Here is a 15206-nt window from a genome sequence, read left to right as displayed (position 1 = left end):
CATATGGTAGATAAAATGATACAAGCGATCCAACAACATTCAATTCCAGTAACAAATTTTAAAAATGATCTTACCCCACTTGTTAAAGCGATAACAAATCACAAATACATACTGTTGGGCGAGTCCTCACATGGTACATCTGAGTTTTATAAAATGCGCGCAGAACTCACCAAAAGATTAATCATTGAAAAAGAGTTTACATTTATTGCGGTTGAAGGCGATTGGCCAGCATGCCAACAGGTCAATAGCTATATTAAAGGCTACTCAAATGAATTCAATAATGCCCGAGATGTTCTAGCTTCTTTTAAACGTTGGCCAACCTGGATGTGGGCAAATGAAGAAATAATTGATCTAATTGAATGGTTAAAAGAATTTAACCACGGAAAACCGAATGAAAAAAAGATTGGATTTTATGGAATTGATATCTATAGTTTGTGGGAATCAATGGATGAAATCCTAAAGTATCTAGAAAAAAGAAACTCACCTGATCTTGAGGTCGCGAGAAAAGCTTTCGCCTGTTTTGAACCCTTTCATCGAGAAGCGGAAAAGTATGCTTTGTCTTCTTCTTTCTATAATGAAGGATGTCATGAAGAGGTCATACAGCTTTTGACGGAACTTATGGCGAACAAACATGCCTATCAGGATTCACAGGAAAGCAGTTTAAACCTAGAAGTAAACGCACTGATTGCGGCGAATGCTGAAAATTATTATACAACGATGATGACGAACGACAATGAATCGTGGAATATCAGAGATCGTCACATGGTTGAGGTTATACGAAAAATTGATACTTTCTATCACCATCTTTCCAAAGGAATCATTTGGGAACATAATACACATGTCGGGGATGCAAGAGCCACTGATATGACAAATGAAGGAATCGTAAATGTAGGACAACTTATAAGGGAAGAAATAGGTAGTGAAAATGTGTTTATTGTTGGTTTCGGTACACATCATGGAACGGTGATTGCAGCTAGTGAATGGGGTGTGGATTTTGAAAGAATGAATACCCCTCCCGCCGTTGCTGGCAGCTGGGAAGATCTCCTGTATAAAGCGGGAGCATACGATAAGATTCTTGTTTTTACTGAGAAAAATAGAAATTTATTTAAAAAAGAACTTGGGCACCGTGCAATTGGCGTTGTCTACAATCCGCAGTATGAGCATTATGGTAACTATGTCCCAACTGTGATATCTGAGCGGTATGATGCGTTTGTCTTTATAAATAACACAAAAGCTTTAACACCATTAGAAATAACAGGTGTGTTAATCTAAATCTATTCAGCCGATGACTCCATGAAAAGGGTTCATCGGCTTTTTCTTTTGAAATGAATACAATCTAGTTTTTATTGTTATTTTTTTCAAAAAAATAGTAGAAAAATACATTTTTAGAGTGTAAAATATAAAAGCAAAAATTAGTTTTGGTGAACGAATTCAGCATCTACATCCATTTTGAAAACAGGAGGGAACCAAGAACAAGTATTATTTCTGTTTACTATCAATCTAATATTTACAAATCTAAATTTCTGAAGAGGTTGATGAAAGTTGACAATGGATGCTACAGATTTACCAACAAAAGAGCCAACCATTTTTACTCACATAGGCAATAAAATCATAACAGAGGACCGGGAGATCAAGATTATTGCTAGGTTGGAAGAGCCATTAATCGTAATCTTAGGTAATGTATTAAGTGATGAAGAATGTGATGAGTTAATTAGCTTGTCTAAGGACAAAATAAATCGTTCAAAAATTAGCAATGCACGCGTAGATAATATGAGAACTAGTAGTAGTACCTTCCTAGAAGAAAGTGAAAATATCATTGTTACTAGAATTGAAAAAAGAATCTCACAGATTATGAATATACCAACTCAACATGGAGAAGGTCTTCAAATCCTTAATTATCAAATTGGGCAAGAATATAAAGCTCATTTTGACTTTTTCACATCTACCAATAAGGTGATAAACAACCCTAGAATCAGTACAATGGTCATGTATTTAAGCGATGTGGAACATGGCGGGGAAACGTATTTTCCAAAGTTGAATTTTTCAGTATCTCCACAAAAGGGGATGGCTGTGTACTTTGAATACTTTTATAATGACCATGACTTGAATGAACAAACCTTACATGGTGGGGCGCCAGTTATCGTTGGTGATAAGTGGGCTGCAACACAATGGATGAGAAGGAAAAGTGTTAAATAGTGATATAATAGTAAAAAGTAATCTAAAAGCAAGGGCGATACTTCAAGTAGGAGATCGCTCTTTCTTATAGTTTTTTTAGGGGAGTGATTATAATGGCCTTACTCAATGTAAAATATCATTCTGAAATACTAGGCATGCCCGTCGAAATGGCCGTTCTATTGCCACAGTCATTTACTGAAAATCGTCAAACCTTTCCAACTCTTTATCTATTACATGAGATGGGGGAAGGTCACACCTCATGGTTACGAAAAACAAGCCTAGAAAGATATATTGATGATCTTTCACTCGCAGTGGTCATGCCATCCGGCCATACATGTTACTACACGGATATGTATCATGGAAAGCCGTATTTTACTTTTATCACCGAGGAATTGCCTGCAATTTGCGAAAACATGTTTCCGCTTTCTCAATCTAAGAACGAACGTATTATTGCTGGAAATGGTATTGGGGGCTATGGAGCATTAAAAGCAGGATTATCGGCTTCACTTACGTTTAGTATGGCTGCTTCCTTTTCAAGTCCAGTAGACATAATGGGGATTGTTAACCGCTTAGATAAACAGAAAGCCGTAGATATTTACGGACGAGTTGATGAGATAAGTACTAGCACAGAAAATTTATATGTAGCAGCAGAAACTTTACTAAACTTGAACAAACCACTTCCAGAATTCTATTTATCTTGTAATGCAGAAAATGCTTTACTTGAAGAAAACGAATCCTTCAATACATACCTGTCAAATCTCGGAGTAAAGACAACCTTTGAAAAAACAATTGATGAACAGACTGATTGGAAGCATTGGGATCATTCGTTAGAAAAATTTATTTCATGGTTAACCTTAGCGAAACCAGATCTTACGAGAAGGGGGAAATGAACATGGCGCTAATTGAAACTTATGTGTATTCAGAAGTGCTTGGAATGGAAGTTACGTTAAATGTCATTCTTCCTCAGCAAAGGCAACCCTATCAAGAAGAACAAAAACTTAAGGTATTATGGCTTCTTCACGGTGGTTCTGGTGATGCATCTGCTTGGCTGCGAATGAGTAATATCGAAAAGTATGCGATTAAATTTGGAATTGCTGTAATTATGCCTGGAGGAATGAATTCTTGTTTTACAGACATGGAACATGGTGGGAAATTTTTCACCTATATGGCAGAAGAACTTCCGGGTCTTATCCGTCATTTGTTTCCACGCCTGTCCACAGACCGTGATGATCATTACATATCAGGCTTTTCGAATGGTGGGTATGGCTGTTTGCGGATTGGTTTAGCACGACCCGATCTTTATGCTGCTATCGGTGCCTTTTCAGCTGGAAATAAGGCTGATGTTCCATTTAATAATGATGGTTCTAAGAAAGCACAAGGGCGTATTGAGATCTTCGGTGACGGTGATATAAAAAATACGGATCATGATCTTGAGTATTTAGCGATTGAAGCAGCAAAGTCAAGTCAAGCTCTTCCTAAAATCTATCATGCTTGCGGAAGTGAGGATCCTTGGTTAGATTTAAATGATAAGGTACGGGACTTTTTCAATAGTCTTAGTGATTTCTATGACTATAGCTACCATGTATCTGAAGGCTATGGTCATACATGGGAATTTTGGGATATGGAAATTCAACGTTTTTTAGAAACTCTTTCTCTTAAACAGGATGACACAAGATATATTGGAATTTAAAAATTCAAGACGCACAAAACAAAGCCTGCACATCAATGCAGGCTTTGTACGTTATTATTTCTTTTGATAAGCCGCTGTAAATTCTTCCATGATTTTGTCTCCGCCTTGCTTTACCCATTCATTAACCGCAGCTTCAAACCCATCTTTATCAAGCTGTCCAATAATATATTGGTATGTCGCGTCATCAATGATTTTTTGTAACATCATACTTTTTTCATTGAAGGTAGGGGAGTGTAGACCAACCGTTGGGTCAGGAATTAAGTATTGCTCATTATCAATAAATAGTTCCTCAGCTTTTGCCATCGGTTCATAATCATATTTTGCTTTTAATCGACCATTCGTTTCCTGCTCGGCAATTTCTAGCGTTTGAATTGGTAAAACTTCTTTGTCAAATAAGTTTTGGTCTTTAATGATGACCTCATTATTTTCAACTGTGTAATGCTCACCTTCAATTCCCCAGAATACGAGATTGGCTCCTTCAGGTGTCATGAGATAATCATAGAAGCTAAGCGCTTTTTTCAATTCTTCTTCTGTTTTAATTGAAGATTTAGGGAAGAGAATTGCATTTCCATAGCCCGGTAATGACCACACCGTAAATTTTCCATCAGGGCCAGCTACTTGGTTGTGAACATCAAGTACTGCATCTGGATTATTGGCAACTGTGTCTAAATAAAGGGATTGTACGTCACCCATTGAGCCAACGTATACGCCTGCATTACCATTCTTAAGTAAACCTTGCTGGTCAGTTTTACTTGTAACAGGGAAATCCTTATTTATGTAACCTTTTTCATGTAAGCCTCTAAAGAAATCAAGTGTTTGCATGTATTCTGGGAACATAAATTCTGGTTTGATTTCTCCGTTCTCTACACCGAAGTTGGTTGGTGTATGGAACCAAGAAGCGACCGTTTTAAACGCACCAAAAATTAATTCGTTGCGATCGGTTAAACCAAATGTATCATCTTTTCCATTCCCATCAGGATCTTCTTCCGTAAATGCGCGTAGCATTTCATAAAATTCGTCGGTATTTTTTGGAGCGGATAAGCCAAGCTTCTCAGCCCAATCCTTTCTATATATCATTCCTTGACGAGAGAGAGGTTTTCCTTCATAAATCATATAGATCTTTCCATCAACCTTCGTATTTTCAACAACCTCGTCCTTCATTTTAGCCAAGTTTTCAAATTCATCTAAATATGGACCAATTTCCCAAAACTGACCATCTTGAATTGCTTCATGGTATTGAGTAAGCATGTCTAAGTCTAAAACAACAGAGTCTGGGAATGAACCTGAGCCAAATAAGGCATTTACTTTTTCTACATAAGTTGTTGAGGGTACGAATTGGATATCCAGTTTCATGTCTGTTTTTTCTTCGAGGATTTCTAAAATCTTTTTGTTAGGGACTTCTGGTGAGTGGAGTTTAACCATAGCTGAAAGTGTAAATTCTTCGTCAGAACCTTTTGAAGCGCTTTCACCACTGCAAGCAGTAAGTGAACCAATACCTAGTGTAGCAGCACAAAGAAGAGAAAAAACTTTTCCGGGCTTTTTCATTACATCAACCTCCTACGTTTAAGTGATATTTGATATATCATGTTTTTTATCATAATGGATGATGGTTGATTAGTAAATACCTTTTTGAGAATTTTTTAACTTTTTAAAATTATCGATAGATTGTTCGTAGCTAAAATCCTTTAGTATCAAAGGTTGTACAAGCTTTTAAGTCTTTAAAATCCAGTTATCACTGTGTTGACAACGATTTCATAATCGATTTAAATTATAAGAAATATGATATATCTTCTAGATTAAGATTTACATAAAATTGGAGGGAATTGTATGACGTATCAATTAGTAGAAAAACTTAAACAAGACTATATGAAGCAAGAGGGTAAATGGTTTACACATCGTTGGCATTACATCGAATCATGTATTTTAAAAGCTTATCTTGATAGTTATGAGCTAACAGTTGATGAGAGTGAGTATCAATTTGTAAAGGATTTTATTGACAGACTTTATAATGATGAGGGAGAAATTGAACAGATTGATACTCAATACTACAACATCGATCAAATTCGGATGGCAAACGTTTTATTTACACTTTTTAATAGAGAAGGAGATTTAAAGTATAAAAAGGTTTTAGATATATTGTATACACAGTTGCAAACGTATCCTCGTACAAAAAGCGGGAACTTCTGGCACAAAACGAATTATGAAAATCAAATTTGGCTAGATGGGCTATATATGGGGCAACCATTCTATGTAAGATATATCAAGGAGTTCCAAGAGGAGAAAGATTTCACGGATACAATCGAGCAATTCAAAAACGTTCGCAAGTTTTTATTTGATGATCAAACAAAACTATACGTTCATGCCTATGATGAGAGCCGTAGTATGTTTTGGTGCGATAAGGAAACGGGTCACTCACCACATGTTTGGAGTAGGGCAGTTGGTTGGTATGCAATGGCTTTAGTGGATGTACTTGAATTATTAGAGGGAGAAAATGTTGATTCAGACGAGCTAAAAAGCATTTTAAAAGAAACAATCGATGGAATGTTACCTTATCAGCAGCCAAATGGAATGTGGTATCAAGTAGTGGAACATCCTGGTGAGGAAGGGAATTACTTAGAGACAAGCGGAACAACCATGATGTCCTATGCCATTTTAAAAGCTGTACGCCTTGGGTATGTATCGAAAAGCTATGAAAAATATGGAGTATCTGCATTTGATGGAACAGTACAAACCTATATGCGCGAAGAAGATGGGGAAGTGTTCTTAGGTGGTATTTGCAGAAGTGCAGGTTTAGGAAAACACCCGGAATTAGGCAGAATACGTGATGGTAGCTATGACTATTATGTTCGTGGTGAGAAGGTTGTAGACAACAACGGACACGGTGTAGCACCCTTATTAATGGCTTATAATGAAATCGTCCAAATAAAATAATCTGAAATTTTATATTACTCATTATTTACAAAAAATAAAACAGGTGCTAATATATGATATATCAGATATCACAAAATTCAAAATATCCAAATTGGAGGTGGAAAAAATGAACGGTGAATTATTCTCTTTGAAAACAGAGCAGGTGAAATCCTTACGTGATGTTGTTCTTGAATCCATTCGTGAAGCGATTATCTCAGGACAATTCAAACCCGGTGATCATTTAAAAGAAAGGGAGCTCTCAGAAAAAATGGGGGTTAGTACCACTCCCATTAAAGAAGCGTTCCGTATGCTTAGCCAAGAAGGTCTTGTTGAAACCATTCCGAGAAAAGGAACATATGTATCAAGTCTAGCGGATGTTAATATTCAAGAAGTACAAATCTTAAGAGCTGGTGTTGAGGGAGTTTGTGCTAAGCTTGCTGCGATGAAGCTCAATGAAGTTCAGAAAATAGAATTACAGCAACAAATGGAGAAAATGGAGTACCTCTTGCAACAAAATGAAGTAGAACGATTGGTTGAGGAAAACACCAATTTCCACGGAATGATCAGATCTATTGCTGACAATCCGATGGTTACCCAAATTCTAGATAACATCGGATCGTTTGATAAAGCTTTTCGTAAAAGAGCCCTGAAGGAAAAAGGGGAGTTACGATCAGGTTATACCGAGCATCGCAAAATTGGTGATGCGATTATCTCAAAAAACCCAGAACTAGCTGAACATCTTATGAAAGAACATATTTTACGAACCTTGCATGATGTGTTAAATGGAACTACGTAAAAAATAATCAAGGATTAGAGGAGGAAAAGATGAATTACGCTGACTGGAAAGAAAAATTTGAAACCATTTCTGGCATTACCATTACCCCATTTAAAAAAGATTCAAGAGAAATCGATTGGGACGGAGTAAAAGAGAATGTTGAATTTCTCATCCAAAGGGGTGTGAAGGTCATTGTTCCTTGTGGAAATACAAGCGAATTTTACTCCCTTACTATTAAGGAAGCGAAAGAAGAGATTAAAAGAGTAGTAGAGTATGTAAATGGAAGAGCTGTTGTGCTAGCTGGGATTGGCTACTCTGTTGAAACGGCCATCGACATGGGAAATTACGCGAAAGCCGTTGGTGCTGATAGCGTCATGATTCATATGCCAATCCACCCTTATATTACAAACGAAGGCGCATATGAATACTTCAAATCGATCATTGAAGGTGTCGATTTACCATCTTGTATTTATTTTAAAGATCCCAATTTAAGTGATGATGTACTTGCCAAATTAGCCCCTTTAGAAAAACTTGTTGCAGTTAAATATGCTGTAAACGACCTCCCTAGATTTACTAACACTGTTCAAACTGTTTCACCCGAACATCATATTGCCTGGATTTGTGGAACGGCTGAGAAATGGGCACCATTTTTCTACAATGCCGGGGCAGTTGGTTTTACTTCAGGACTTGTTAATCTTTTTCCCGAAAAATCATTTGAAATGCTACATGCACTTAAGTCAAAAAATGAAGAAATTGTTTGGAAGGTATGGAAAGAGGTCGTACCTTTTGAAAATTTACGTGCGAAATACAATAGTGGAAATAATGTTGTTGTCATTAAAGAAGCAATGGAGCAAATCGGTTTAAATGCTGGGATTACTAGACAACCCGTTTCCGCTCTTAATGAAGCAGATCGTAAGGAACTAACTGAACTACTTGAATCATGGGGATTTATACCCAATCTCGTAAAATAGAAAGGGGAAAATTATGAGTCAAATTTATATGAATTTTATTGATGGCCAGTGGTGTCAATCCAGTAATGGTGAGTTTTTGGAGAGTCGTAATCCTGCCAATTTTTCTGAGAATGTAGGAAAGTTCCCTAGTTCAACCAAGGATGATGTCGACAATGTTGTGGTTGCTGCAAAAGAGGCATTGTCAAACTGGAAGGATCTTTCTGCGTTAGAGAGAGGCCACTTTCTACATAAGACAGCTGATATTTTAGAAAAGAAAGTAGATGAAATTGCGAGAACGGCAACACTTGAAATGGGAAAAACCTTAGCAGAAACAAAGGGTGAAGTGACAAGAGCCGTTCAGATTTTACGATATTATGCGCAAGAAGGTTATCGAAAAGTGGGGGATAACATCCCATCGGGCGGAAGTAAGAACCTATTATTTACAACACGTGTACCAGTAGGAGTAGTTGGAATCATCGCACCTTGGAATTTTCCAATTGCGATTCCGATCTGGAAAATCGCTCCGGCATTGGTGTATGGAAACACGGTCGTCTTAAAGCCTGCTTCTGAAACATCGATTACAGCGATTAAGATTATTGAAGCTTTTGCAGAAGCAGAGTTTCCAAAAGGTGTTATTAACATTGTAACGGGACGAGGTTCGGTTGTTGGTGACCATTTGATCAATCACCCTCATGTGAATGCCATCAGTTTTACAGGTTCTAATGAAGTCGGAAAAGTCGTAGCCTTAAGCTGTGTTGAACGAGGGGCAAAGTACCAGCTTGAAATGGGCGGGAAGAACCCAGCGATCATCCTTGATGATGCAGACCTAGAGCTAGCTGCAGAATTAACAGTAAGCGGGGCCATGAAACATACCGGACAAAAATGTACAGCGACAAGCCGAGCTTTTGTTCACGAAGCGGTGTATGAGGAATTTAAAACGAAAGTCCTAGAAAAGGTGGCTGCTATAAAAATAGGTTCCGGTTTAGAGGAGTCTACCTATATGGGTCCATTAGCATCAAAATCTCAACTCAATACCGTACTTCATTACTTAGAAGAAGGTAAAAAATCAGGGGCAACGTTACTTACGGGTGGAAAAGTGCCAGAGGGTAATGACTATCAAAACGGGTATTATGTGGAGCCTACTGTGTTTGAAAATGTGGACCATAAAAGTGCCATTGCACAAGAGGAAATTTTCGGCCCTGTACTATGTTTATTTAAGGTTGATAGCTTGCAAGAAGCGCTTGAAAAAGCAAATGATAGTAAATTCGGCTTATCAGCATCATTATTTACGAAAGATATTGGTAACGCCTTCACCTATATTAATGAAATTGATGCAGGCTTAATCAAAGTAAATGGTGAAAGTGCGGGTGTTGAATTACAGGCACCGTTTGGTGGCATGAAGCAATCTAGTTCCCATTCAAGAGAACAAGGTGAAGCGGCAAAAGAATTTTTCACTTCAATTAAAACAGTAACCATTACACCAGTATAAGAATCGTACATAGCAAGGTCTATAAAAATAGTAAAGTAGGGATGATGGTAAAATGAAAATAACAGATATTACATTAACAGTTGTTGGTATTCCACGTCATACCGGTTTTGTGAATAAGCATATTATTGTTAAGATTTTTTCTGACGAGGGGATCGTAGGGATTGGTGAGATGTCCGACTTTTCGCATCTCCCACGCTACGCACCCGATGTTGAGGATTTAACGAATGTCTTAAAGTCTATTCTGATTGGGGAAAATCCATTTGATATTATGAAGCTTAACCAAGAGCTTTCTGGTAATTTCCCTGAAGCTATGTATTATTATGAAAAGGGGAGCTTCATCCGTAATGGAGTCGATGTTGCCCTCTATGACCTATGTGCGAAGTACCTAGGTATTTCGGTTGCTGATATGCTTGGTGGTAGAATAAGAGAAAAAATTAAAGTATGCTACCCGATTTTCCGAATGAGATTTATGGAAGAGGTAGAAGAGAACATAGAGGTCGTACGTCAACGATTACACCAAGGATTTGATACATTCCGCTTATATGTTGGTAAGAATATTGACGCCGATGAAGCGTTTTTAGCAGCTGTTAAAAGCGAGTTTGGTAACGAAGTAAAAATCAAGTCCCTTGATTTTAGTCACTTACTCGATTGGAAAGCAACATTACAAGCAGTCAAACGACTAACCAAGTATGATTTAGGTCTTGAGATGATTGAAAGCCCTGCTTTTGCCAATGACTACGAGGGCTTGCATCATATACGGATGAGAACCGATTACCCAATCAGCGAACATGTTTGGTCCACGAAACATCAGTACGAAATGATCAAGCACGATTCAGTAGATATCTTTAATATATCGCCAATCTTTATTGGTGGATTAACCGCAGCAAAAAGAGCAGCGGCAGTTGCCGAAGTAGCTCGAAAAAGCGTCATCCTAGGTACCACACAAGAACTATCAATCGGTACTGCATCAATGGCTCATTTAGGAGCAAATCTAGTAAATCTGAATTATACGTCTGATCCAACAGGACCGGAACTCTATATCGGAGACGTCGTAAAAAATCGCATTCAATATCAAGACGGCTATCTCCATGTCCCAGACCGTAATGTACCTGGCCTAGGAATCGAACTAGACGAAAACCTAATCGAAACTTACCGCGTCAAGGACCTAAGCTGGGGCAACGTCTCCGTCCACCAACTCCAAGACCGCACCGCCCAAACCAAATAATTGGCATTGGCCAGGTCGGTCAGATGCAGTGGGTCAGAGGGACAGGTCCCTTATCCCATACATTAATTTCCATTTTGATAGAAAGAGGTTGCATAAATGCAGCCTCTTTATTATGATGTTTTGGCATTAACGCTAATTAGGCTTCATTTTGATTTAAAGTCTTATTTACGACAGAGTATCGGAAGAAAGACCTATTTTTATGAGTGAATTAGTTAAGTAGAATCAAAATAAGGAAGTTTTTACTAGCCTTCAAAACTTTGTAATCGCTTCCTAATATATAGAGAAAGGAGGTTCATTAACATTTTACTTTTACATAATTAAAGGGAGGTTTGTTGTTTGAGAGATAGAAACTTGAAGAAATCAATCATGCTCATATTTTGTTTTACTCTAATATTTGGTGTAATCGCTCCATTTACTACTGCTAATTCGCTACCTGTTTCTGCTGAAACGGTACAAATCGACGTGCCAAATGGTAGTTTCGAAGAAGTTGATAATCCACGGTGGAGTCTTGTAACCAATAATCCATCGACAAGTATTAGTTTTACTGATGAAAAAGCTCATACTGGAATCAGGAGCTTGCACTTTAAAGATGAAAATAGCAATAATCCAGGTGGGAATTTGCAGGTAACAAGCGAAAAAATCCCTGTTACAAAAGGTGTCTCCTATCTAGCGAAAGCATATGTGAACGTTGTTAGACAATCCCACAGTATTGGGTATGAGGTTCATTTTTATAACGGTGAAGGGCAAAGAGTAGGCAGTGCAACTTTTATTAATTTTGGTGCTGCTGTGTTAGGTAAAGACAAGTGGACTGAAATTCAAGTGCCTTTTGAGGTGCCAGAGGGAGCAACACAAGTTGAACTTCGTTTCAACTCGGGTCACCCTTCAATTACAGAGGCTTATTTTGATGATGTAACGATCGAAGGTACTTCTATTGAAGAGCCTCCAACTGACGATATCCATACGGAAGTATTGAATCCTAGCTTTGAAGAAGCGGTAGTTGATGGAAGCATTCCTGGTTGGAGATCCGAATTTGAGGGTCCAGGAATTAATGTAAGTACGGACCGAGCTCGTACTGGGGCACAATGCCTGCACTTACATGATACTACTGACCAATCGGGTGTAAGTGCTTTAAGTGACAAAATTGCAGTTGAAGCTGGTGCATCTTATTTATTAACGGTTTATTCAAATGTTGTTAGTCAGACCCATAACGTGGTAACTGAAATTCGTTATTTTGATGCGGATAATAATAGAATTACAGAACATCGAGAACTAAATGGGAACCTACCGAAAAATGAATGGACGGATTTAAAAGTATTTAGTGTAGTTCCAGATAATGCAGCGTATGCAAGACTAGCATTCTATTCGGGAGGAATTAGCTTTACAGAAGTCTATTTTGACGATGTTACCTTCGAAAAAGTGACGGATGATGGTAAATTTGAACGCGAATATACGGCTCCTATTAATCTAGGAGAGATGGTTCATGTCCAATTAGGACAAGCAGGAGCGATTCAGGAAAATAGCCTAGGTGAAAATGAAGTATATTATCATTCAAATGGCGCTCCAGGTACGTTTTCAGTATTGGATGCTGAGACGGGGGAACTAAAGTTTTCCAAAGTTATTCAGAATACCGAGGCAGTTTGGGCGATTACCATTGGTTCAGATAAAAATGTATACTTCGCTAGTACTTCTGACGGGAAGTTATACCGATATGTCCCAGAATTAAAAGTAGTTCAAGACCTTGGAGCCAATCCGTCCGCAGCTTGGGTATGGGATATCGAAGCAACAGATGATGGTAAAATTTATGGTGCCACATATCCTGGTTCTGGTGTATTCGAGTATGACACAGAAACTGGTAAATTCAAAGATTTTGGTAGTGTTTCAGACCAGGATTATGCACGTGGACTCGCTGTAGATGGGGATTATATTTACGTTGGAACTGGGACAATAAAACATTTGTATAAGATTAATAGACATACAGGTGAAAAAGAGGAGATTATTCTAGAAGGGCACTCAGGTGAGAATGGATTCATCCAAGATGTATGGGTTGTTAATGGGAAGCTTCTCGTGGCCGTTTCGACAGTTAGCATGATTGTCGTAAATCCAGAGACTTTGGAAGTTGAAGGTTCGTTCTCATTTAGTAATATGATTTCTGAACCAGATCCTAGTCAACCGAACATGATTTATTATAAAAATGGAACACAATTATTCAAATATGACCTTAATACAAACGTAGAAACACTAATCGAAGGTCTTCCAATTCTTCCGGATACTCCTCGAGTAAAGGACATGGCTTGGATTAAATTAACTACCGGTGAAACAGTATTAGCAATGGTCACACAATACGGAGAATATATGTTATATAATCCGGAAACAAATGAACTGAATTTCGTCATTTTAGATCTAGCTGCAACAGCAGTAGCGATTCAGTCACTTGAAACTGGCCCAGATGGAAAACTATATATGGGCGGCTATCAACGTGGTATGAGTGTATATAATCCGTTCACAAATGAAATCGAAGTCAATATTTCTTCCTTCGCTCAACCAGAGGGGATTGGCTTCTTGAATGATAAAGTGTATTTTGGCACATATGTCGGTGCGATTATGTACAGTTATGATCCAACTCTGCCTGTAGACTTAAATAGCAATCCACAGCTTGAATATGATATTAAGGATGAACAAGATCGTCCATTCGCGATTACGTCAGGGGATAACAAACTATTTGTTGGAACAATCCCTGATTATGGTGTACTAGGTGGGGCTCTAGCCATCTATGATGAGAATACTGGTGAATGGTTCCAACAACGAAATGTTGTTCAGGACCAAAGTATAATTAGTTTAGCTTATCATGATGGAAAATTATTTGGTGGTACTTCGGTATGGGGTGGTTTAGGAATCGATCCGAAAGCAACTGAAGCTAAGATTTTCGTATGGGATGTTGAGAAAGGTGAGAAGATTACAGAATTCACACCTGAGATTCCTGGAATTGATGTTACACCTCGCATGATTGGTGATTTATCAATCGGTCCAGATGGTTACTTATGGGGTGCTGTTGAAGGAACTATTTTTAAAATGGATCCAGAAACCTATGAAGTTGTGGATAGCAGAGTGATTCGACCAAGTTTATATAATAGTAGTAAATGGTTCCCTTACCAACTCGTTTGGGGTCCAGATGGCATGCTTTATACAACTTTATCTCGAAAACTAATTGCGATTGACCCTGAAACACTAAATTATAAAGTGCTTGCCGAAGATTTCGTAAACAGCATGACTCTAGGAAATGATGGAAGCATTTATTATGCAGTAGGTAGTGAGCTTCATAAAATTGCAGTGCCTGAAACAGATGCAACGTTAAAATCGATTTCAATAGATGGGGAAGCACTTGTAGGTTTTCAACCTGGTGCTACAAACTATACGTTGTATGGTAAGCAAACTGAAAATATAGTGGCCGAGGCTACTCAAGCAGGTAGCACTGTAGAAATCGTACATTCTACAGATAAGACTGAAATAAGAGTAACGGCAATAGATGGAAAATCATCCATAACGTATACAATTGTTTGGACAGATGAGCCAGAAGAACCTGGTAAACCAGGCAAGCCAGATAAACCTGGGAAACCAGATAAACCAGATAAACCAGGTAAGCCTGGTAAACCTGTTAAACCTGGGAAACCAGGGAAACCGGATAAACCTGGGAAACCTAACAACCCAGGAAAATCAAACAATCCTGGTAATTAAGGATCGTTCTAAGTTATGAATATTGTGTACTAACAAAAAAGCTAGAGGGAATGTTCCAATCCCCTCTAGTTTTTAATTATAATCTTGTATGTAACTATCTATATAAATATGCTTTTAAATAGATTTTTAGAATAAAGCCATTCACCATACCGAAAAATAGTGATAGCAATACTAAAAAAGCTAATAAAAGTGAAAATTATCCATTTGTGTATTGTTTTTAGGTGAGAAGACGAAAAAAGCATTCGCAAAAAAGAAATGTG

Annotated in this window: 11 protein-coding genes; 10 read left to right on the top strand and 1 reads right to left on the bottom strand. The window is 37.9% G+C overall.

Annotated features, from left to right (window positions below; genetic code table 11):
- The first annotated feature begins 3 nt into the window (after positions 1–3).
- From CKK03_RS15505 to CKK03_RS15490, 4 genes are all read left to right on the top strand, one after another.
- Positions 4–1272: an erythromycin esterase family protein gene (locus CKK03_RS15505; protein ID WP_099363448.1), complete on the top strand. Its 1269-nt coding sequence runs from the start codon at positions 4–6 to the stop codon at positions 1270–1272.
- Between the two features lie 276 nt (positions 1273–1548).
- The gene (locus CKK03_RS15500) at positions 1549–2196 is read left to right on the top strand and encodes a 2OG-Fe(II) oxygenase (protein WP_099363738.1); all 648 of its coding nucleotides are present in this window, start codon (positions 1549–1551) and stop codon (positions 2194–2196) included.
- A gap of 92 nt (positions 2197–2288) precedes the next feature.
- On the top strand, positions 2289–3065 hold the full coding sequence (locus tag CKK03_RS15495; protein ID WP_099363447.1) for an alpha/beta hydrolase: 777 nt from the start codon (positions 2289–2291) through the stop codon (positions 3063–3065).
- A 2-nt stretch (positions 3066–3067) separates the two neighbouring features.
- On the top strand, positions 3068–3865 hold the full coding sequence (locus tag CKK03_RS15490; protein WP_099363446.1) for an alpha/beta hydrolase: 798 nt from the start codon (positions 3068–3070) through the stop codon (positions 3863–3865).
- A gap of 54 nt (positions 3866–3919) precedes the next feature.
- Here CKK03_RS15490 and CKK03_RS15485 read toward each other — a convergent pair whose 3' ends face one another.
- Positions 3920–5410 (bottom strand): extracellular solute-binding protein, encoded by a 1491-nt coding sequence (locus CKK03_RS15485; protein WP_099363445.1) that lies wholly within the window; start codon positions 5408–5410, stop codon positions 3920–3922.
- Between the two features lie 282 nt (positions 5411–5692).
- Here CKK03_RS15485 and CKK03_RS15480 point away from each other — a divergent pair, with 282 nt between their 5' ends.
- The 6 genes from CKK03_RS15480 (at position 5693) to CKK03_RS15455 (ending at position 14946) form a co-directional block, all read left to right on the top strand.
- Complete coding sequence (locus CKK03_RS15480) at positions 5693–6796, top strand: glycoside hydrolase family 88/105 protein (protein ID WP_099363444.1); 1104 nt, start codon at positions 5693–5695, stop codon at positions 6794–6796.
- 106 nt (positions 6797–6902) lie between these two features.
- Positions 6903–7571 carry a GntR family transcriptional regulator gene (locus CKK03_RS15475; protein WP_099363443.1) on the top strand — a complete coding sequence of 223 codons (669 nt, stop codon included), beginning with the start codon at positions 6903–6905 and terminating at the stop codon, positions 7569–7571.
- Positions 7572–7600: 29 nt separating this feature from the next.
- The gene (locus CKK03_RS15470) at positions 7601–8521 is read left to right on the top strand and encodes a dihydrodipicolinate synthase family protein (RefSeq protein ID WP_099363442.1); all 921 of its coding nucleotides are present in this window, start codon (positions 7601–7603) and stop codon (positions 8519–8521) included.
- Positions 8522–8534: 13 nt separating this feature from the next.
- Positions 8535–9989, top strand: a complete 1455-nt coding sequence (gucD, locus tag CKK03_RS15465) for an alpha-ketoglutaric semialdehyde dehydrogenase GucD (RefSeq protein WP_099363441.1) — start codon at positions 8535–8537, stop codon at positions 9987–9989.
- Positions 9990–10041: 52 nt separating this feature from the next.
- A complete protein-coding gene (locus CKK03_RS15460; protein WP_099363440.1) occupies positions 10042–11214 on the top strand; it encodes a mandelate racemase/muconate lactonizing enzyme family protein in 1173 nt (390 codons plus the stop codon).
- A gap of 336 nt (positions 11215–11550) precedes the next feature.
- Positions 11551–14946 (top strand): carbohydrate binding domain-containing protein, encoded by a 3396-nt coding sequence (locus CKK03_RS15455; protein WP_099363439.1) that lies wholly within the window; start codon positions 11551–11553, stop codon positions 14944–14946.
- Positions 14947–15206: the final 260 nt, after the last annotated feature.

It is taken from the genome of Fredinandcohnia onubensis, from assembly GCF_002734215.1.
In the GTDB taxonomy this organism is placed as follows: Bacteria; Bacillota; Bacilli; order Bacillales; family Bacillaceae_L; genus Ferdinandcohnia; species Ferdinandcohnia onubensis.
The sequence above is the reverse complement of the archived record's forward strand: the minus strand, read 5'-3'. Positions and strand labels throughout refer to the sequence as shown.

Bases quoted from the DNA above. Each gene is read 5' to 3' on its own strand.
- CKK03_RS15475 (WP_099363443.1), top strand. From the start codon at position 6,903: ATGAACGGTGAATTATTCTCTTTGAAAACAGAGCAGGTGAAATCCTTA.
- CKK03_RS15485 (WP_099363445.1), bottom strand. From the start codon at position 5,410: ATGAAAAAGCCCGGAAAAGTTTTTTCTCTTCTTTGTGCTGCTACACTA.
- CKK03_RS15470 (WP_099363442.1), top strand. From the start codon at position 7,601: ATGAATTACGCTGACTGGAAAGAAAAATTTGAAACCATTTCTGGCATT.
- CKK03_RS15500 (WP_099363738.1), top strand. From the start codon at position 1,549: ATGGATGCTACAGATTTACCAACAAAAGAGCCAACCATTTTTACTCAC.
- CKK03_RS15495 (WP_099363447.1), top strand. From the start codon at position 2,289: ATGGCCTTACTCAATGTAAAATATCATTCTGAAATACTAGGCATGCCC.
- CKK03_RS15460 (WP_099363440.1), top strand. From the start codon at position 10,042: ATGAAAATAACAGATATTACATTAACAGTTGTTGGTATTCCACGTCAT.
- CKK03_RS15490 (WP_099363446.1), top strand. From the start codon at position 3,068: ATGGCGCTAATTGAAACTTATGTGTATTCAGAAGTGCTTGGAATGGAA.
- gucD (WP_099363441.1), top strand. From the start codon at position 8,535: ATGAGTCAAATTTATATGAATTTTATTGATGGCCAGTGGTGTCAATCC.
- CKK03_RS15505 (WP_099363448.1), top strand. From the start codon at position 4: ATGGTAGATAAAATGATACAAGCGATCCAACAACATTCAATTCCAGTA.
- CKK03_RS15480 (WP_099363444.1), top strand. From the start codon at position 5,693: ATGACGTATCAATTAGTAGAAAAACTTAAACAAGACTATATGAAGCAA.